This window comes from Paenibacillus sp. R14(2021) (assembly GCF_019431355.1).
GTDB lineage: Bacteria > Bacillota > Bacilli > Paenibacillales > Paenibacillaceae > Paenibacillus_Z.
On sequence record NZ_CP080269.1, the window covers coordinates 5,882,839 to 5,903,944 of the forward strand.

Sequence of the window (21,106 nt, forward strand, 5' to 3'; positions counted from 1 at the left end):
TTGACTTGTCAAAACTTTAAATGATGTGTCTATGGCAGCGATTTGCCCAAAGAGACGATTAGTTATTCAGGATCGGTCTCGTAAGCGTAATGATCCAATACGAATGATTTAAACATTTCGGCGGGTAAGTTTAAATCCCGATCTTTATTTACAATAATGCCATGGGTGGAGAAAATCCCCGGGTTTATAGGCAGCAATTGAAAGTTACCTTCAGCGATTTCTTTTTCCGCTGCTACTCTTGGAATGAGCGCAAAGCCTATACCGCACTCTACGGCTTGTTTAATCATTTCAATACTTGGATATTGAATAGCACTGCTTGCTTCTACGCCAGCCTCATCTAGAACCTTGATGGCATGCGTATGAATTAAACAACTGTTTCCGAAGCTGATCACAGTTTCACTGTTTAGCACCTTCAAGCCGTCCGTCTCCACTTTTCTCGTCATTTCATCTGAGGCAATAAAAATCAATTCTTCCTGCAGCATAGGGTAAAAATGAAGGTCATCCCTCTGGGGATTTCGAGGAACAATGCCAAAATCAACAGCATGCTGCGAAACATCGTCAATAACATCCTGATGATATCCTGTTTTCACTTTGAAATTAACCTTCGGATATTCAAGCTTAAACTGTTGGATAAGCGGAGACATTCTCGTCACAAAAAAAGATTCATGCATACTTAGGCCAATCGTTCCTACTGGCTGCTCCGATTCATGCATAGCTTCTTCTAATGTCAGCCCTAAATGTACAAATTGATGGGCGAATTTAGCGAGCTTTAAACCAGCTTCTGTCGGTTTTACGCCTCTTGATAAACGATGGAACAGCTTTTGTCCACATGCTCGTTCCAGCTGCTGAATATGGTTTGTAACCGTAGATTGAACATAGCCTAATTTCTCTGATGCACGATTAAAGCTTTTTTCCTCCATCACCGCAAGGAACGTTTTGAAAAATCTCCCCTCTAACAAATCAATCATCATTCTGACCTCCACTAGGTATCGAGTTTCGGAATAACGGGTATTGAATCTCTTCATAACCCAAATAGCTTACTCCATGATAACATAACGTATAAGCAGTCAATAAACTTTCATTAGAGATAGAAGCTCTCTAAATATTCCCATGTGATGAAGAGAATAGAGTACAAGGGCTCTTACGTTCAGCGAGCAAAGGATTTGGTGAAAGCTTTGCCTTAAACCCTTGTACGGTCATCTCCGAGCATTTGAGTGAAAGCCTGGGTTGAGGCGCCTTAACTCGGTCATAAGCTCAAACGTTTGGCATACGTTATCATGCTAGAGGTCATAGTTTGACTTCATGAGGCTGGAAATCATGAGATTTCCGGTGAATCTGGGTGGTACCACGAAAGCTCCTTTCGTCCCTAATTGCTGATTAACATCGCAGTTGGGATGAAAGGAGTTTTTATGATATGCAAAATGGGAGGAAAAACGATGGAAAAGATGGAGGAACAACGTTCGAAGCATGAATGGCTTAGTCGGGTAATGAAGAACGATACGGTAACAGGATCGGAGGCACTCGTCAGAAGCCTGCTCATTGAGGGTGTCGAAACGGTTTTTGGGATTCCTGGAGGAAGCACCTTAAACATTTACGATGCGATTCATGATTTTCCAGGGTTCCAACATATTTTAGCTCGTCATGAACAGGGAGCCATTCATGCTGCAGACGGCTATGCGCGCGCTACGGGAAGAGTGGGGGTTTGCTTTGCAACTTCGGGACCTGGGGCAACGAATCTCGTTACGGGGATCGCGACGGCTAATATGGATTCTGTCCCTTTAGTTGTCATTACAGGTAATGTCTCGACGGCTCTAATCGGCACAGATGCATTTCAGGAAGCGGATATTACCGGCATCACCATGCCGATCTCGAAGCACAATTATTTAGTTCGCGACGTCAACGAGCTGCCGAAGATTATCCATGAAGCCTTTCATATTGCTTCTACTGGACGCAAGGGCCCGGTGCTGATCGATATTCCAAAGGACGTAACGAGCCAGAAGATGATCTTCCAATATCCCGTGAACAAGCCTGAGATTCGGGGATATCGCCCGGATATCGACCCGAATGTAACCCAAATCGAAAAATTACACGCGGCTATCGCGAAAGCCGAACGTCCTGTCATTCTGGCTGGCGGAGGCGTTATCTATTCGGACGCTTCCAAGGAATTACTCGAATTTGTAGAGAAAACCGGGATACCTGTTACGACGACATTGCTTGGTTTAGGTGGATTCCCAAGTGCGCATGAATTATGGATGGGCTTTCCGGGCATGCATGGAACCTACACAGCCAATAAAGCCTTGCAAAATTGCGATCTTCTCATCAGTATTGGAGCGCGCTTTGACGACAGAGTAACGATGAAAACAAGCGGATTTGCTCCTAAAGTGAAGACCATCGCGCATATTGATATCGATCCAGCCGAAATTGGGAAAATCGTTGAAACGGCCATCCCTTGTCTCGGCGATGTGAAATCCGTGCTTCAACAGGCTAACCTTCATGCGCAGCCGGTACATGCGGAAGCATGGCTGACAGAGATTCAAGAAAACAAAAAAATGTATCCGCTTCGGTATACGGATTCGGAAGTCACGTTAAAACCGCAATTCGTCGTTGAAATGATCAGCGAAACGACGGGCGGCGAAGCGATCGTCACGACGGACGTTGGCCAGCATCAAATGTGGGCTGCACAATTTTATCAATTCAAGCATCCCCGTTCACTAATTACCTCAGGTGGACTTGGAACAATGGGCTTTGGTTTACCTTCGGCGATCGGGGCACAGGTAGGTAACCCAGACCGGCTTGTGGTGTCCTTTAATGGCGACGGCGGGGTTCAAATGAATGCACAAGAGCTTGCGATTTGTTCCATTCTTAACATTCCCGTGAAAATCGTCATTATGAATAATCAGGTCCTCGGCATGATACGGCAATGGCAGGAGCTTATTTACGATAATCGTTTTAGTCATATGGACCTCTCCGGCAGTCCGGATTTCGTAAAGCTGGCAGAAGCCTATGGCGTTAAAGGACTCCGCGCAACAAATAAAGAAGAAGCTCGTGAGGTGTGGAAAGAAGCGATGGAAACACCTGGACCCGTGCTGATTGATTTTGTTATCAGTCAGGAAGAGAATGTTTATCCAATGGTTACTCCGGGTTCCACGATCGATGATATGATTATGGGGGATGAAAGATGAAACGTCACACGATCTCTGTTCTTGTAAACAACCATGCGGGTGTATTACAGCGCGTTGCTGGCTTGTTCGGACGCCGCGGCTTCAATATCGATAGTATAACGGTAGGCCAGTCAGAAGAACCTGGATTGTCTCGTATGGTCATTGTGACAACCGGGGATGATAAGATGCTCGAACAAGTGCAAAAGCAGCTGAATAAACTCATCGATGTAATTCAAATTGTTGAATTAAGCGCTTATCCGTTGGTTGACCGCGAGCTTGCACTTATCAAAGTAAGTGCGGTGTCCAATGTAAAGCCGGTAATCTTAAGTATGGTTGAACCCTTTCGTGCTTCGATCGTCGATATTGCAGTGGATAGTCTGATCGTTCAAATTGTTGGAGATTCAGATAAAATTCATTCCATGATTGAGCTGCTGAGACCTTACGGCATCTTGGAACTTACCCGTACAGGTTTGACGGCTATGGCGCGCGGCGTGTTCCTGGATGATGCACTTCCTATTATTGAATATGAATGACTGAGACAACGTGGTTGCTCCTAGGGGTAACAACGCTGTGACATTCTCCTTGGCACGAGCTTCAATCAAATAAACCGATTACCGGCATGACGGTGATCGGTTTATTTGTCGTTCGGTAGAGTGGGATATGCAATAAGCGCTAAGTCGATTGCCGCGTCAGACGCCCACTCGCCGTCTTGAAGCCGACGTTAATACGGTCCCACCCATTGACAGAAGCGATTAGGAAGCTCAGGTCCGACAGCTCCTTTTCCGATAATTGCTCGCGAACGCGGTCGTAGACGTCGTCGGACACGCCTTGATCGGGAAGCTTGGTTAAGATTTCGCTCCATGTCAGTGCGGCTCGTTCCCGCGTTGTAAACAGATTTGAATCCTGCCAAGCCGAGATCTCATTAAGGCGAAGCTCGCTCTCGCCATGGATAGCGGCCTGCTTGACGTGCATGTCCAGGCAAAAATCGCACCCATTTAATTGCGAAATCCGAATGGAAACGAGATCGATTAGGCTAGCTTCAATTGTGCTTCCAATCAATTCGTTGGTGAACGCCAAAAACTTCTTGAAGAGCTGGGGGGATTGCTGAGCGAAATTTACACGTTGTGTCATCGCGATGCCTCTCTTTATTGTAGGATTTACGATACTATGACCCAGAAATAAAACGAGATTGCAGCTCATATTGTGACAAGCACAGGATGCTAGAAAATAATGCCACAACTAGAAGCAATACTGGTATAATAGCGGCAACAAATCTGTCGAGCTGGCTGCTCAGCGGAGGCTGCTTATGAATTTCATTCAACGCTACGTGTTTCTTCCTTCCTTGAAAGGACGGCTGATCGTGATTCTGATTATCGCTGCGGTCATTCCGAGTCTGCTTACGGGGTATATTTCCTATCGCTGGATCTATGTCGTGCAGACGCAGAAGATCGAACGTGATTGGGTGGCTAAAGTGTCGCGGGATCGGGACGAATTGGATCGAAAGCTGGAGGAGCTCGGAAGGGTGTCCCAGCTGCTTGATGTCGAAGGCGGCATTGGCCGGGAGGTCGTGCAATTCATATCGAGCAAAGATTCCTTCGAGCGGTCCGTGCTGTACCGGAACATCTCCCAGTCGATGGCGAACGTCAACTTTTCGAATCCGAATGTCGGCGTGATGTTTTTCTATGCGCCGGATCTCGAAGAGCCGCTGCTGTTCCCCAATACAAACGCGAAATTAACGTTTCGCCCGCAAGCCTTGCCGGTCTTCTACAAACAAAAGCTCTTTACCTTCTTCGGGCCCTATCCGTCGCTTGATTCCGGGGAACGCAAATATCCGGTATTCTCCTTGCTGCGCAAGCTGCAGTACGGTCAAGGCCAATATCTGTATGCCTACATCGAGACGAATATCACGGGACTAGAAGACATGTTCGCGCCAAGCGGCGGTTCCGTTGCAGAGAATCCGAATGCGCCGGTGTATCATGTCTTAACGGATCCGAACGAGAAAATCATTTACAGCACGTTGAGCGCAGAAGCTCCTGCCGGTATCCGATACGAAGATTTTGAAACCGCATACAAGATCTTCAGTGCCGAGGGAAGCCACGGCTGGACCGTCGTGCAGCTGATTCCGAAAGCTTCGTATAACAGCGAGTTAAACCGATGGTTGAGAGAATTCGGCTTGTTTGCCTCGTTGTCGCTCCTGCTGGGCATTTTCCTCGCCTGGCTCATATGGCGAATGGTTTATCGTCCGATCCGCATCATCAACAAGGAAATTACGCGGTTTAGTTATAACCAGTCGTTGACCAACGTGTCCGCCACCGGTCTGACGGAGTTCAACCGAATCTTGACCAACTTTCAGCAGATGAGCCGGAGGATCGCGGAGCTGATTACGGACGTGGAGGAGAAAGAAAAACGTCGGGGACAGCTGGAGGTAGAGAAGCTGCTCGTACAAATCAACCCGCATTTCCTGCACAACACGCTCAATACGATTCAATGGCTCGCCCGCATGCAGGGACAGACGAACATTTCCAAGCTTGTATCCGTGTTCACGAGAGTGCTGCATTATAATCTCGGCAAGAAGAACATGGTGGTGACCGTCCGAGAGGAAGTCGAAGCGATACGGGATTATATCGAGCTCCAGAATATCCGCTACGATCACTCCTTCAACGTTCGGGTTGAAGTCGATTCGGCCCTGCTCGAGCTGCCCATTCCACGGTTCATCCTGCAGCCGATCGTGGAAAATGCGCTCTATCACGGCTTCGATGCGGACGAGGGCGGCGAAATCGACGTCGTTATTTACCAAGAAAACGGATTCTTGTTTCTGCGGGTACAGGATAACGGGCAAGGCATTCCGGAGGATAAATTGGCGGAGCTGCTGGATCAGCGCGAGTCTTCGAACAAGTCGGGCCTTGGCATTGGGCTGCGCTATGTGAAACAAATGCTCGCCGTTTACTATGGCGGCTTGGCAGCCTTGAAGATGGAGAGCAAGCAAGGGAACGGGACGGTCATATCGATTCGGCTGCCCATTGACAAGACAGGAGGGTTCGGCATTGATTCAAGCGCTGATCGTGGATGATGAACATTTGGTGCGCAAAGGCTTGAGACTGCTGTTTCCTTGGCAGAAGTACGGGGTTGAAATCGCCGGGGAAGCAGCCAGCGGCGAGAAAGCGATGCAATTTCTACGAAGTAACCCCATCCAACTATTGATGACCGATATTACGATGCCCGGCATGTCGGGACTCGAGCTGATCCGCCAAGCGCAGCAGCATGATGCTGCCATTAAAGTGGTCATTCTGACATGCCATCAGGATTTCGAATACATCCAAGAGGCACTGCGCATGGGCGCGGTTGATTACATCGTCAAAACTCAGCTGGAGGAGATGGATCTGGATCAGGCATTGGAACGAATTGTCAAGGCCGTGCGGACGGAATCGCCCAGCCCGCGGCAGAGCGGCTCGCACGCATCAGCAATCAAGCAGATCGCCGAGTCGGCGGGCAGCGTACTGTGGGTGATGGACGACGACAGGTTCGAATCGCTGCTTGAGTCGATCCGGCTACAGGAGCTTGACGCCGGGCAGCTCCGGGACATGTGGCATTTCGCCATGGATCGTTGGCAGCTGAGCTTTCCCATGTTCGATTGGCAGGATGACGCAGGCGAGGTCGCTATCGATACATACGGCATGGAGGAGCAGCTGCAGAAGCTGCGAATTCGCCTGCAAGCTTGGCTGCGCCGTTCTGCGTATTCCGAAGAAATTATTCAAGCGATTGTCCGGGCTGTCAGCCGGATCGCGGAGCAGCCGGTGGCGCATGTGAAGCAGGGCGAAGTGAGCCAATGGGTCAACTTAAGCAAAAATTACTTCAGCACGAGCTTTCGCGCAATCACGCGCATGACGTTCAGCCATTTTCTTCAGACCATCAGCGTCCGCGCCGCCCAGGAGCTGCTCGTCTCCACCAATCATCCCGTCTATTGGATTGCTGAACGGTGCGGATTTGCAGATCAGCGGTATTTCAGCAAAATGTTCAAGGAACAGACCGGGCTGCTTCCGAGCGAGTACAGGCAGAAGCATACGAAATAGCGTGCATGGGAACGCCCAGCAGGAAGAACGGAGATTTCCGCCGGCTTTCCGCTGGTTTTTTTTCGCTGCATGTAGACTTTTTTCTGCGTAAGGTGGGAGGATGATTGGCGGACGATAGGATAATGCGGAAAATTCCCTTACTTCGCTTGGAATTCCGTCACTCACGTCAGCGGCCCGCCCGTTGCTATAATTTGGTTGAAAGTTAGACACTGAAGACAAGGGGTTGAATGGCACGATGAAACGACAACAGGTCATGGTGATTCTACTCTCGTTCGCGCTTCTATTGGCGCTCGCGGCTTGCAGCAGCGGCAATAACGAGAACAACGGGAACACGGGGAACAAAGGAACGAACGGGAACACTTCCGCAAACGCCGGCAATGGCGGTAGCTCGGCGTCTACAGGCGACAATGGGGCCGCATCCGACGATGCAGCAGCCCCAGCCGATCCGCTCGGCAAGTACGAAACGCCGATTGAAGTGTCCGCGGTGCGCCCGATTTCGGAGGGCACCAAGTTTGGCGAAGGCGAGGCGATCGACAACAACGTCTGGTCGCGCGCCTATGCAGATCAGCTGGGCATCAAAGTCAACTATTTATGGACGACGCCTGCCGCGCAGTATGACCAGAAACTCAACATCGCTATTGCTTCGAACGATTTGCCCGACATTATGCCGGTGAACGCGGCCCAATTGAAACGGATGGTAGACGACGATCAAGTGTTGGATTTGACCGATTTGTACGAGAAGTACGGATCCGAATTGACGAAGAAACTGCTTAGCGAAGACGGCGGCAACGCGCTCAAGTCCGGCACGTTTAACGGGAAAGTATATGGGCTTCCCAAAATGAATTCCGGGCTTGGACAGACGGATGTACTGTGGGTGAGAACGGACTGGCTGCAGAAGCTCGGCCTATCCGAACCGAAGACGATGGACGACGTACAGAAAATCGCCGAAGCCTTCGTCAAGGGAGATCCCGACGGCAATCGTAAAGCGGATACGTACGGGCTTGGCGCCACCAAAGATATTTTCGGCTTCTTCGGCGCATTGGAAGGCTTCTTTAACGGCTATCACGCGTATCCGAACATTTGGATTAAGTCAGACACAGGCAAGCTTGCTTACGGAAGCGTGCAGCCGCAGACGAAAGCCGCGCTGCAGAAGCTTCAGGAGATGTATAAGAACGGCCTGATCGACAAGGAATTCGGCACGAAGGATGCCACCAAGGTGAAGGATGCCGCCAATGCGGGCAAACTCGGCTTGTTCTACGGCTACTTCTGGAACGCCGGTTGGCTGCTTGACGGCAAGAAGACGAATCCAGCTATGGAGTGGAAGCCGTTTCCATTGCCTTCGGTTGATACGGAACCGGCGCAAGCGCAGGTGCCGTTCGCAATCAGCACGTACTACGTCGTGAAGAAAGACGCGAAGAATCCAGAGGCCGCCATTAAGCTGCTGAACTTCGACTTGGAGAAGCTGTGGGGCAAAACGGCCGAACCCGAGGTCTACAACGCCGACAAGAACGGCAACGCGGTATTCGAATTCGCCTTGCTGTACGGGGAGGCGCCGCGCAAAAACCTCGATGCACATCTAAACGTGGTGAAGGCACTCGATGCGAAGGATCCTTCATCGCTTAATGCCGAGGAGAAAAGCTATTACGACAAAATCGTCTCCTATCGCGGCGGCGACAACAACTTCTGGGACAGTGAGAAAATGTACGGCCCCGAGGGATCGCTGGCTGTTATCGAGGGCTATGCCAAAGACGGCGCGCATAGGGACGATGCGTTCTACGGCGCACCGACGCAAGGGATGACGGATAACAACGCAACGCTCAGCAAGCTGCAATTGGAAGCCTTCACGCGGATGATTATGGGAGGCTCCATCGACGAATTCGAACAGTTCGTCAGCCAATGGAATTCGCTCGGGGGCAATGCGATAACGGATGAAGTCAATGCGTGGCAGGCGTCTCAATAATAAGGCGCAGCCTGCGTACAGGAAGAGGCGATTGGAATGAAGCGCAAGCTATACGGCGAACTGCCTTTCCATCTGATGATTTTGCCGGGCGTCGTATTGGTATTCATCTATTGTTACGTGCCCATGGCCGGAATCGTCATGGCATTCGAGCGGCTCGTTCCTTCCAAGGGGATGTTTCATTCCCCTTGGGTGGGATGGAAGAACTTCGAATACATGATGCATATGCCGGAGATTTCAACTGTGATCTGGAATACGGTCTTCATCGCCATCATGAAGATGGCCGCGGGCGTCGTCGTACCCGTGTCGTTCGCGCTGATGCTGAATGAAGCCCGCAGCCGGCTGTTCAAGCGGAGCGTGCAGACGATCATATATTTCCCGCATTTTCTTTCTTGGATTATCTTAAGCGGTCTGCTGATCGACATCCTCTCGCCATCCACGGGGATCGTGAATGATCTGCTTCGCAATATCGGCATCAAGGAGGTTTATTTCCTCGGGGATGCCCGCTGGTTCCCGTACACCATGGTCATGTCCGATACGTGGAAGGAATTCGGTTACGGGACGATTGTTTATCTTGCCGCGTTAACCGGCATTAATCCCGCCTTGTACGAGGCTGCTGCACTGGATGGCGCCGGAAGGCTGCGTCAGACGCTCCACGTCACGCTGCCGGGTCTGCTTCCGATGATCATCTTAATGTCTGTTCTAAGTCTCGGAAATATCTTGAACGCGGGGTTTGAACAAATATTCAACCTGTATAGTCCTCAGGTCTACCGGACCGGGGATATCATCGATACGCTGGTTTTCCGAATCGGGCTTGAGAATGCGAATTACGGCGTCGCCACCGCCGTGGGGTTATTCAAATCGGTCGTCTCGTTCGGGCTGATCGGAGCATCGTACGTACTCGCCTATCGATTGACGAATTACCGGATCTTTTAGGAAAAGTGGGTCTGCTATGAACAACGATACATCCTGGGGAAGACGAACCTTTGTTGCGCTGAATTATTTCATTCTGGCAGCCGTCGCTGCCGCATGCTTGCTGCCGATCGTGAACGTGCTGGCACTATCCCTCAGTACCAGCGCCGCCGTCGGCTCGGGACAGGTCAAGCTATGGCCCGTCGACTTCAACCTGAACTCCTATGCATTCGTGCTCGGCAAGCCGGAATTCGGCCGCGCGTTCATGATTTCGGTGCTGCGCGTGGCGGTCGGCGTACCCTTGAACATGCTGCTCACGGTCCTCATTGCATACCCGCTGTCCAAGGAACGCAGGGATTTTCGGTTCCGCGGGCTGTATGCGTGGTATTTCGTGGTGACGATGCTGTTCAGCGGCGGGCTGATTCCCTGGTACATGACGATCAAAATGACCGGTATCATTGACACCTTCTGGGCGCTCATTCTGCCTGGCGCGGTACCGGTCATGAACGTCATCCTGCTGCTCAATTTCTTCAAATCGCTGCCTGACGAGATCGAGGAAGCGGGCCTTATGGACGGCGCGGGCCGGTGGCAGGCGCTGTGGCGCATCGCCGTGCCGCTGTCCGCTCCGGCAATCGCGACCTTGACGCTGTTCTGTATCGTTAACCATTGGAATTCCTGGTTTGAAGGACTGATCTTGATGAACCGTCCCGAGAACTATCCGCTGCAAAGCTATTTGCAAACGGTGATCGTGAACCGCGATCTGTCACTGATGTCGGCCGTCGACATCACGAAATGGTCCATGATTTCCGACCGGACATCGCGGGCGGCTCAGGTGATCGTCGCTTTGCTGCCGGTGCTGCTCGTGTACCCGTTTCTGCAGAGATACTTTGCCGACGGCATCGTTATGGGCAGCGTGAAGGGGTAGCGCACAAGATACAAATCAACCATCAGAACGGAGATTACGCCCATGTGGAAACTCACATCACCTTATCAGAAGCTTACGCTTTCCGTCTATCAGGATCATGAAGAAGGTCTCTATTATTCGCTCGAAGCCGGCGAGCGCACAGTAATTGCGCAGTCCAGGCTGGGCATGGCGACAAGCCTAGGCGATTTGCTCAGCGGCTATCGCTTTGTCAAGCGCGAGGAAGCCAGCATCTCGGAGCGTTACTCGCTGCCCGTCAGCAAGAAAGCAGTCTATAGCAATGAAGCCAACGAGCTTATGCTGCTTTTCGAGGTCAATGGCTTGGATGCGGCGCTATGCTTCCGCTTATTCGAGGACGGCCTAGCCTTCCGCTACACGATTCGCGGCGAACACCGACAGCCCCTTCGCATCTATGGGGAATATACCGATTTTGCCTTTCCCAAGACATATGGCGACATGTGGCTGCAGGATTGGGTGAATACGTACGAAGGCACGTATAACCGCTGCAGCTGGGAGACGGCGGGAAGAAGAGATTACGGCATGCCGGCGCTCTTGCACAGTGCCGAAGACAGCAGGTGGGTGATGATTACCGAAGCGGGTATTCTGAACACGGGCGGCAGCTATTGCTCCAGTCATTTGCAGACCGAAGCGGCAGGCCGGATGAAGATTGCTTTCGCGCCGGAGCAGCTCGAGCCGATGAAGGGCGAGCTGCCCTTCGAGACGCCATGGCGCATCGTCACCGTCAGCGAGTCGCTGGATGAATTGGTGAACAGTACGATCAATTACAACCTCAATCCGCCTTGCGATTGGGAAGACACGTCTTGGATCAAGCCTGCCCGAAGCATCTGGTCCTGGTGGGCATTCGAGAATGGCGCGCAGCTGTACAGCGAGCAGAAGCGATACGTGGATTTTGCCGCGGCGATGGGGTTCGAGGCGATTACGGTGGATGCAGGCTGGGATGACAGCTGGGTGAAGGATCTGTGCGATTATGGGCGCGAGCGGAACGTGGATGTCTGGCTGTGGTCGGATATGCAGGCGATCGACACGCTGGAGAAGGCGCAGGAGAAGATTCCGCGCTGGGCGCAGTGGGGCGTCGTGGGCTTGAAGGTGGATTTCTTCATGAACGACTCCCAGCACACGATGTGGCAGTACAACATGATTGCGGACATCATGACTGCGCATAAGCTCATGATTAATTTCCATGGCAGCACGAAGCCGGCCGGCGAAGGAAGAACCTACCCGAACATCATGACGGCCGAAGGGATTCTGGGGCTGGAGCATTACAAGTGGAGCGGCTTGCCGCATGCCGTGCATAACTGTACCGTTCCTTTCACCCGCAACGTTGTGGGCCCGATGGATTATACCGTAACCGGTTTCTCCAACGTGAACCGCAACACGACGCAGGCGCATCAATTGGCGCTCGCCGTCGTCTTCGATTCCGGCGTACAGCATTTTGCCGATTCCATCTATACGTATGAACCGTGGATAGGGACGGAGTATATTCGCAGGCTGCCTGCCAAATTCGATAGCGTCAAGGTGCTGTCCGGCTTTCCGGGCGATCATGCGGTGCTGATGCGCAGCGTGGAGCGGGAATGGTTCGTAGGCGGCATCGTGACCTCTGCTCGGAGCGTGACCGTGCCGCTCGATTTCCTTCCCGATAATCAGTACCGGGTGGAAATCTTCAGAGACGGGAAGAACGGGGATACGCTCAAGAAAGAAGTCCGTTTCCTTACCAATAAAGACAGCTTGTCCCTGCAGGTCTTGGATAACGGCGGCTTCTCCCTGTACATCAGCGACGCGGAGCTCCCGCTCAAATCGGGCGTTCACGGCGGCTACATGGATGCCGACGCCCAAACTTATTCCTCGCTTGCCGCCGTTCTACATGGGACCGCGGACAGAACGGACTGCGAGAATGCCATGGAAGGAAGCGCGGTTCGCTTGGGCAGCAGCGGCGAACTCATCTTTGGCGGCATTACGGCTGACCGGGAAGGCAGGCATACGCTTCGCTTGTTCTATCTCTCCGCACAACCAAGCAGCCTTCATGTGAGCGTTAATGGCGGCGAGCCTCAGATGTTCCGCCTGGAATCGTCCGGCGGCGACGAAGTGGTTCGGACCTCCGATATCGTCGTGACGCTGAAGAAGGGGAACAATACGATCTTACTTCGGCGATCTGGAGCGGATGATCCTGCGCCTATCATCGATCGCGTGAGAATCATCGGATGGGCGCCGCATAAGGATACCTATTATTCGGCTGAGGAAGGGATTCTTGCGGGTGGCGCCTCCCTCTGTCATGTCGATGCGTCCTCAAGTCTGCAGAAAGCCGTCGGAATCGGCCGCGGCGGCTCACTAACGTTCGATGCTGTCATGGCGGATGCTGACGGCGACTATATCCTTACCCTTGATTACTATTCCGGCGAGAACAGGGCGCTGCTCATTGCGGTAAACGATGAGCCATCTATTCGTTCCGTTCTCTTTAATACAGGCGGTTGGGGGCCGGCCCGCTGGGATATCTCCGGCATCAAGGAGGTGAGAATCCGGCTGAGGAAGGGAGCGAACCGTATCAAGCTTTATCACGATGAGGAGCTTGCCCCCGAGGTCGGGCGAATTGGCGTACGGCTGGAAATGCTGGAGGTCAAATCATAGTCATTCGGAGGGATAAGTAATGTTCATGCGGCTACTGAAAGGGCTCGTCATTGCTTCTTTATTGGTTACAGGATTCTTCTCGTTTCACGTTGCGAAGACTTTCGCATCCGCGGTCACCATCTCGCAGACCGGAACCGTCGTAACGGCGACCAATGGCACGTTAACCATCACCTACGATCTCTCGACAGGCAGAGGAAATTATAACGCAGGCTCCACGGCCATCATGAGCAGCTTCTACTCCGATTACGGGGTTACGGGCAGTTCGACGCGGATCAGCTCGTACGATGCCGGAACGCGAACGGCCAGCTGGAGCACGATCGGTACGGACGGTTACGGCACCAATGGCAAGAAGCTCACGATTACGAATACCTTGACTGCCGGCACGACGATTATCCTGAATATCACCATGTACGAGGATAAACCTTTCATTCTGACTAGCATGACCGTCAACAAAAGCATCTCGCAGAGCCTCAACTTCATGGAACCGATCGCGGCGCAAAATCTCGACATCGGCACGGGCTCGGACAAACGAATCTATACGACCCCATACAGCAACAACTTCGATTTTGGCGTTGCCCCGGTCAATGATTTCGGCAGCAGCGAGAACGGCTTCGACCGTCCGTTCGGTTCCACATTGACGTGGTCGCCCTTCAACGGAACGAGCTACTGGGTGGCCGCAATGTTCGATAACACGAACAAGAAAGGCTTCATTGCAGGCGCCGCTTCCACGCAGAATTGGAAGAGCATGCAGTATCTGAAGCAGGCGACGGCCGCGAACGGACCGCTGACCGGCTTCTCGGTCTACAACGCCGGCGGCAGCCAAAGCGGAACCTCCGTTTCTTCGGATAAGTTCTTCCTCGGCTACTACAATGATTACCGCGACGGGTTGGAGCAGTTCGGCAGCGCCTATGCCGTCTCGGAGCCGAAGCTCGCGTGGAGCGGAGACGTTCCAGTCGGCTACAACAGCTTCTACAGCTTCTACGACAAGCCGTCCGTCGACGCGATGAACGCGACGATCGACTATTATGCCGCTTATCTGAAGCCGCTCGGCTACACGTACATGAATTTGGACTGCTGCTACGCCGGACCGACGGGAACGAAGACGACGGCAGACTTCCTCGCTTTCGCGAATTACGTGCACAGCAAAGGCATGAAGGCCGGCAACTACAGCTCGCCGTTTGGCATCTATGAACCGCTAACGAATACGGTGCCGGGCGCGCCTTCGTACACGTTTAACGATATCGCGCTGAAGGACAGCAGCGGTGTGCCGATTAAATCCTACGTGAATTCCTACATCGTCGATGCCACGCATCCCGGCGCCCAAGCTTACCTGGCTTATTTGATGAACGATTACTTCGTCAACGCCGGCATGGATTACGTCAAGTTGGACTATTTAGACCTTGGCATGTTCGAAGGGAACCATTATGATTCCACGAAAAACGGCATACAAGCGTACCGGATCGGCATGGGGATCATCCGCAATACGGTATTGGCTGCCCCGCGGGCGATTTACATCGACGCATCGATCGCTCCGCTGCTTCCTTCCGGCTATACGCACGGCAGGAGGTCCGGCGTGGATACGACGATTCCGCTGCAAAACAACTTATATCCGGGCATCGAACGCCAGGCGCTCAACTCGGCCGCCTCTTGGTGGACGAATGGGACGCTGTACCAGCATAACGACCCGGATATGGCCATTCCGGAGAATATCGCGAACGGCTTCGGTAAATTCAGCGGAAATTACGGCAGGCTCTTAACGACCGTGGATATCCTCGGCGGCGGTCATCTGATTATGGGGGATAATACGCCGTTTCTCGCGGAGGATCGGATCGCTCCTTTCCTTAATCCGGCCCTGATCAGTATCGCCAAGAAGGGGATCGCGGCAAGGCCGGTAAGCATGACGAATTACTACCACAAGCTGGAGCATTCGCCGCCGCTCATCTACTTGACCGATACGAACGGCGATAAGATCGTCGGCATGTCCAACTGGAACATGACCGCCACGGCCTCAAGGACGGTAACCTTTGCCGATCTCGGATTAAGCCCGACGACCACCTATACGGTTACGGAGCTTTACAGCGGCACGAAGCTGGGTACGTTTACCGGCAGTTATTCCCGCACTCAGCAGCCCGGCGAATCGGTCATCCTGCGCATATCGACGACGGCTTCCTCGCTTCCGGCGCCTGCGGCCAACCTGGCGCTCGGCAAGACGGCAACCGCTTCGACGGTATATGGTACGGGGTATGAAGCCGCTAAAGTAACGGACGGCGATATCGGAACACGGTGGAGCGCGGACGGCAGCTCGTACAATAATCAGTGGGTCGAAGTGAATTTCGGCAGCGCGACCAGCGTCAACCGGGTCGTCTTGAAGGAATACGGATACGGGGCCCAAGACTTCAAAATCAATACGTATGCGCTTCAATACTGGAACGGCACGAGCTACGTGAATCTGACGAAGGGCTTCACCGTTGGGGATATCAAGACGATCGATTTCCCTACGGTGTCCACGACCAAGATCAGGCTGTACGCCGCGACGTCGAACTTCATTCCGTCCGTGAATGAAATCGAAGCTTACAATGTCACCGGCAACACTGGCAGTATCATCGATCAGGACGACAGCGGTGCGGCGTATTCTTCCTATTCGGACATACGCGCAGGCGTGCAGCGCATGCAAACGTTCCAGCTCACGCAGTCCAGCTTGCCTCGCATTGATTTCTATCTGTACGAGAGCTATGTGAACAAAGTGCCCGAGGACAATCTGTACATCGATATCGTCCAGCTGGATGCCAGCAATAACCCGGCAGCGAAGCTGTTTACGGCGGCTCTTCCGCCGAACAACGTTCCGGGCGTACCGACGCCTTACGCGGTCTATCCGAGACTGACGGGTCTCGATACGACCAAGAAATACGGCATCATCGTTCGTTCCCCAGCGACGATCGACGACGGATCGACGAGCAACAAGTATGGCTTCGCGTACAGCGACAGCAATCCGTATGCCAGCGGGTTCGAGAGACTATCGACCAACGGCGGCACGACGTGGACCACGGAGAACAGCGGCAGCAGAGATTTGATCTTTACGATTTACAAGTAAGCGCCCGGACGGAAAACATCCACGAGAAGGCACTGAAATGGGACATCAATAGGACCCGTACTATGGATGTCAATGGCTCGGGATAAATCGCGCATCATTTCTATTAATTGCTCCCCATACGGTAGACGGGTGAATAATAAAACCTGGTGCCGTGAGGGGAGCTATTTCCCTATGCTCAGGTAATAACGGAATCGTATCGAGGGAGTTAAATGAATGCAGCGTAAACCAGTCCGTTTAAGAGGACTGGTTTTTTCTATGATCATTTGCATTCACATCCTGCCTTTTTTGCTAATGGTTAACTGTTACGCTATTGTTTCATGGATTATTTCGCGGACTTCTCCTTTTTCGGCCTAAGCGGTCGAGGCGAAAATAGTAAAGTGCTTACACAATGAAGGAAAAATGTGAACTTATTGAAAAAATCCCGTTGAGTACGTCCAATGCCGCGTTTATCCTAATTCTGCATAGGTATTATTGAAGGAGTGAGCAAGCGTCTTCGTCAGTGGCTTCAATCTCGGCCAATATTGGAACAAAGGCCCGCAACGGACGTTGTATGGCACCTAAGGAGGATGTACGATGAGCGATACCTTACTAGAAGTAGAGAATGGCGTACATAACTACAGCAGCGAATCGGAATGGGTTAAGCCGGAGGATCCGATTACGCTGGAAAGACTGGAATGGTTCAAGGATCAGAAACTGGCGCTTATGATGCATTGGGGGCCTTATTCCCAGCTTGGCCTGGTAGAATCGTGGACGCTGAGCGATGAAGACGGAGATTGGTCCAGAAACGACGTCGATTGGACGAATGATTATGAAGAGATGAAACGGGAATATTTTGCGCTAAACAAGACATTTAATCCCATCCGCTTCGAGCCCGCGAAATGGGCGGAGGCGGCTTTTGAGGGCGGATTTAAATACTTGATCTTTACGACCAAGCATCATGATGGCTTCTGCATGTGGGACACGCATACGACGGATTACCGGATCACGGGCAGCGAGACACCTTTTCATGCGCATCGATACGCCGACATTTGCAAGAACGTCTTCGACGCGTTCCGCGATAAGGGGCTCGCGATTGCCGCTTACTTCTCCAAGGCGGATTGGAACACGCCCTATTATTGGGCTCCGGGTATGAAGAGAGGCCGTCACATGTGGCGTGGTCCTTCTTACGACCCGCAGGAGCATCCGTGGCTGTGGGAGAAATTCGTATCGTTCACGCATGAGCAAATCATGGAGCTGATGACCCGCTATGGTAAAATAGATATTCTATGGCTGGATGCCGGATGGGTGAGAGAAGGCGGCAGGGTCAGTCAGGATATTCGCCTTGGCGATGTGCTGGAGCGTGCACGCCGAATGCAGCCGTGGCTGCTCTCAGCCGACCGGACCGTGGGCGGTTCTTACGAAAACTATGTCACTCCGGAGCAAACGATTCCGGACCGTCCGCTGCATGTGCCCTGGGAAAGCTGCATTACGATTGGAACGTCGTTCTCGTTCGGATATGAAGATCAATATAAATCTGCCCGCCAATTGGTTCATATCCTGATGGAAGTGGTCGCCAAGGGCGGAAATCTAGCCCTGAACGTTGGACCGCAGCCGGATGGCAGACTTCCGAAGGGCGCCATTAAGAGCATGAAGGAGCTTGGCGGGTGGTTAAAGGTGAATGGGGAAGCAGTATACGGCACGCGTATTTGCGCGCCTTACTTCACGGGCGAGTGCGCCTTCACGCGAAAAGGCGACACCGTATACTGCACCTATTTATATGACAGCGAAATTTCGCAGGTATCCGAGCACATCTCAATCCCCTATACGGATGCGGTTGAAGCGATCGAGCTTGTCGGGACTGACGAACCCTTGCCCTTCAAGCGGATCGGCACTGGACTCACGCTGCAGCTTCCGGCAAGTCAGCTGAACGGGAAAGCGCCGATCGCGCACGTATTCCGTATTCGATCCTAAGCGTGAGGCATTGAAAGCGGTTACGACGGTAGAATTGCTGGGGTATATGGTGTAAAATTATATTTTCAAAGATTCATTCACCAAAGCGAATGACCGGGGGGATAAAATGAGCAGCAGCTGGTTTCAAAAATTGCTTTTATCTTATCTACCTGTGTTTGTCGTGGTGGTCACGATCTTGTTCGTCGTTTTCTTCCTAACGCTAAGCGAGCAGAATCGCAAAGAAGCGCTGAAAGCCAACGGATTTCTTGCGGAACAAGAAGTCCGTTTTACGGACAATTCCTTGAAGACGATCGATTATCAAGTGTTACGCGATACGCTTTCTTCCGCAGAGCTGAAGCGGTTCTTTGGCACGGATAGCAGCGACGTGTATGGCAACATTCAAGCCAACAAGCTCATCAATGACTGGAAACTCAATTACCCGATTATCGACTCCGTTTATTTTATCCGATTGAAGGACCGTTTCGTCTTAGGGGACGGATCGGGACTGCAGTCGGACTTTATGGATAATGCGTTCATACGCCCCTATATCGAGCAACGAGCGGCAGCCGGCAAATGGTCGGGAAAGCGAAGCTATAAGCCGTATGAAGCATCGGAGCGATCGGATGTCATTTCCCTGGTGCAGGGGTACCCGCATTTTACGATGAAGAAAAAAGGCTTCGTGGTCCTTAATGTCAGCTTGTCCAAACTGAAACAAACCCTCTTACCGATGTATAATCCTTCGCTTACGTTTGTTCGAATCAGTGATAACCAGGGCGGCATCCTGATGGATGACAAAGCTGTCAATCCAGGGGAACGAAGCGTCCTGTCCCGGTATGTTTCCCCCTATACCGGATGGGTGTTCGAAAGCGGTCCGGCTAACGGAAGGTTGTCACGGCTTGCTCTCAATTTCTACAGTATTTGGGTCATTATAGCCGTTGCCGTCGTGCTGCTTGGCGTTGTCTGGGTCGTTCATGTCACTCGCCGGAATTATAAGCCGATCAGCCAATTGGTATTGCTAATCCGAACAAGTGCTTTGATTAAGCCCGACATCGGTCAGCCCGGCAGTAATGAATTCGGGTTTATTCGCGGGGCGCTGGAACATCTGATGGAGGAAACCACGAGAACGAGGGTGAAGGACGAGAAAACGATCATCTTACAGAAGAAGCATCGGTTCCAAGAGACCGTAGAAGGTACCGCCCCGGTTCGCGAAACGGAATGGCAAACGGATTTGATTGCTTTCCACGTGAAGCCGGCGGGATCGCTAGCGTTCATGCTCGAGCTGGAAATCGATCGGTATCCACAGTTTACCGCTGGTTACCATCATCAAGATCAATCGATACTCAAATTCGTTGTTTCGAGCGTTACCCAAGAGACAGCGGGTCAGAGCGACGCTTCGACGTGGGTGGAATGGGTCACGGATCGCAGGCTTTCCGCCATTGTATGGGTGCCAGACGAAGCGGACGGCGCCCAGCTGAGCATGCTGATTGGAGAGCAGATCGTAGAGTGGGTGCGCAGCAATTTGAGCTTCACCGTCACGATTGGCGTTCACGGTATGGCGGCAAATCTCGAGGAAATCAGGCGTTCTCATGAAATCGCGCGCAACCTGCTGCAATATAAGGCTGTACTTGGTACGGGAAGGGTGCTGAATTCGGAGGAATTGGACGGGGCCGAACATCGCGTTCATGACTTTTTCGGGACGATCCATGCGCTGTCGCAAGGGATCCGGCTCGCCGAGAGCGGATGGAAGAGGCATTTGGACGAGTTGTTTGACCAAATCTCGGATTCCGTCTCGTCACGGAAGGAAATCGAGAGCCTCCTGCAGCTCCTGCAGCAGCAGCTGAACCGGGTATTCCTGGAGCTATCCAAGGATTATCGGAATGTGTGGAAGGATGCAGGCGCCGAGCTGTTTGAGCTTTGGAGGAACTGGGAGACACTATCCGAACTGCAGCAGGGATGCGCGCGAATTTTCGAGGCAGTGACGGGTAAATTTCAGGTTTTGAAGGATTCACAGCGGACGCGAGCAGTTATTGGCGATATCCGGTCCTACATAGAAGAAAATTATCCGAATCCGGAGCTGTCGCTCGATCATCTCAGCGATAAGTTTACGCTTCATGCCAAGAATATCAGCAAGCTGTTTAAGGAGGAATGCGGCTGCAATTTCGTCGATTTCCTAATCGGTCTGAGGATGGATAAGGCTAAGCTGCTGCTCCTTTCGACGGACAAGTCCCTTCAGGAAATTAGCTCGCAGGTCGGCTATTTCAACTATAATTCTTTCAACCGGGCATTTAAAAATGTTGCAGGATTTTCTCCAAGCGATTATCGCAAACAACAAGCTTATCGATGATCCATCAAACCTTGGACGTGCTGACGCATGGCGGTCCAAGGTTTTTTGCTTTTTTCGTGAATAGGCAGTCCCTGTTA

General features: G+C 52.2%; 13 protein-coding genes and 1 pseudogene. 12 read left to right on the top strand and 2 right to left on the bottom strand.

From position 1 onward, the window contains the following. Nucleotides 1-62 precede the first annotated feature (62 nt). Nucleotides 63-971 carry a LysR family transcriptional regulator gene (locus tag KXU80_RS27315; RefSeq protein ID WP_308858136.1) on the bottom strand — a complete coding sequence of 303 codons (909 nt, stop codon included), beginning with the start codon at nucleotides 969-971 and terminating at the stop codon, nucleotides 63-65. Between the two features lie 474 nt (nucleotides 972-1,445). Between KXU80_RS27315 and ilvB the strand changes: the two genes are divergently transcribed. Both ilvB and ilvN read left to right on the top strand, forming a co-directional pair. Continuing rightward, nucleotides 1,446-3,182, top strand: a complete 1,737-nt coding sequence (gene ilvB, locus KXU80_RS27320) for a biosynthetic-type acetolactate synthase large subunit (RefSeq protein WP_374987809.1) — start codon at nucleotides 1,446-1,448, stop codon at nucleotides 3,180-3,182. After that, on the top strand, nucleotides 3,179-3,694 hold the full coding sequence (gene ilvN, locus KXU80_RS27325; RefSeq protein ID WP_219836213.1) for an acetolactate synthase small subunit: 516 nt from the start codon (nucleotides 3,179-3,181) through the stop codon (nucleotides 3,692-3,694). The genes ilvB and ilvN overlap by 4 nt, the downstream gene beginning before the upstream one ends. A gap of 139 nt (nucleotides 3,695-3,833) precedes the next feature. Here the strand turns inward: ilvN and KXU80_RS27330 are convergent, their stop codons facing one another. Further along, complete coding sequence (locus KXU80_RS27330; RefSeq protein WP_219836214.1) at nucleotides 3,834-4,292, bottom strand: carboxymuconolactone decarboxylase family protein; 459 nt, start codon at nucleotides 4,290-4,292, stop codon at nucleotides 3,834-3,836. A 175-nt stretch (nucleotides 4,293-4,467) separates the two neighbouring features. Here KXU80_RS27330 and KXU80_RS27335 point away from each other — a divergent pair, with 175 nt between their 5' ends. The 10 genes and pseudogenes from KXU80_RS27335 to KXU80_RS27375 all read left to right on the top strand — a co-directional run bounded on the left by KXU80_RS27335 (nucleotide 4,468) and on the right by KXU80_RS27375 (nucleotide 21,029). After that, nucleotides 4,468-6,231, top strand: a complete 1,764-nt coding sequence (locus KXU80_RS27335) for a sensor histidine kinase (RefSeq protein ID WP_219836215.1) — start codon at nucleotides 4,468-4,470, stop codon at nucleotides 6,229-6,231. Further along, nucleotides 6,206-7,231 carry a response regulator transcription factor gene (locus KXU80_RS27340; RefSeq protein ID WP_219836216.1) on the top strand — a complete coding sequence of 342 codons (1,026 nt, stop codon included), beginning with the start codon at nucleotides 6,206-6,208 and terminating at the stop codon, nucleotides 7,229-7,231. The genes KXU80_RS27335 and KXU80_RS27340 overlap by 26 nt, the downstream gene beginning before the upstream one ends. A gap of 235 nt (nucleotides 7,232-7,466) precedes the next feature. Next, nucleotides 7,467-9,191: an extracellular solute-binding protein gene (locus KXU80_RS27345; protein ID WP_219836217.1), complete on the top strand. Its 1,725-nt coding sequence runs from the start codon at nucleotides 7,467-7,469 to the stop codon at nucleotides 9,189-9,191. Nucleotides 9,192-9,227: 36 nt separating this feature from the next. Next, nucleotides 9,228-10,124, top strand: a complete 897-nt coding sequence (locus tag KXU80_RS27350; RefSeq protein WP_219836218.1) for an ABC transporter permease — start codon at nucleotides 9,228-9,230, stop codon at nucleotides 10,122-10,124. 16 nt (nucleotides 10,125-10,140) lie between these two features. Then, the gene (locus tag KXU80_RS27355; RefSeq protein ID WP_219836219.1) at nucleotides 10,141-11,025 is read left to right on the top strand and encodes a carbohydrate ABC transporter permease; all 885 of its coding nucleotides are present in this window, start codon (nucleotides 10,141-10,143) and stop codon (nucleotides 11,023-11,025) included. A gap of 42 nt (nucleotides 11,026-11,067) precedes the next feature. Continuing rightward, nucleotides 11,068-13,665: a glycoside hydrolase family 97 N-terminal domain-containing protein gene (locus KXU80_RS27360; protein WP_219836220.1), complete on the top strand. Its 2,598-nt coding sequence runs from the start codon at nucleotides 11,068-11,070 to the stop codon at nucleotides 13,663-13,665. 19 nt (nucleotides 13,666-13,684) lie between these two features. Further along, nucleotides 13,685-16,756, top strand: a complete 3,072-nt coding sequence (locus tag KXU80_RS27365; protein ID WP_219836221.1) for a discoidin domain-containing protein — start codon at nucleotides 13,685-13,687, stop codon at nucleotides 16,754-16,756. A gap of 516 nt (nucleotides 16,757-17,272) precedes the next feature. Then, nucleotides 17,273-17,317, top strand: a pseudogene (locus KXU80_RS28585) (hypothetical protein); the annotation flags it as partial. 12 nt (nucleotides 17,318-17,329) lie between these two features. After that, entirely contained in the window at nucleotides 17,330-18,706 is a 1,377-nt protein-coding gene (locus tag KXU80_RS27370; protein WP_219836222.1) for an alpha-L-fucosidase, read from the top strand. 106 nt (nucleotides 18,707-18,812) lie between these two features. Next, entirely contained in the window at nucleotides 18,813-21,029 is a 2,217-nt protein-coding gene (locus KXU80_RS27375; protein WP_219836223.1) for a helix-turn-helix domain-containing protein, read from the top strand. The last annotated feature ends 77 nt before the right edge of the window (nucleotides 21,030-21,106 follow it).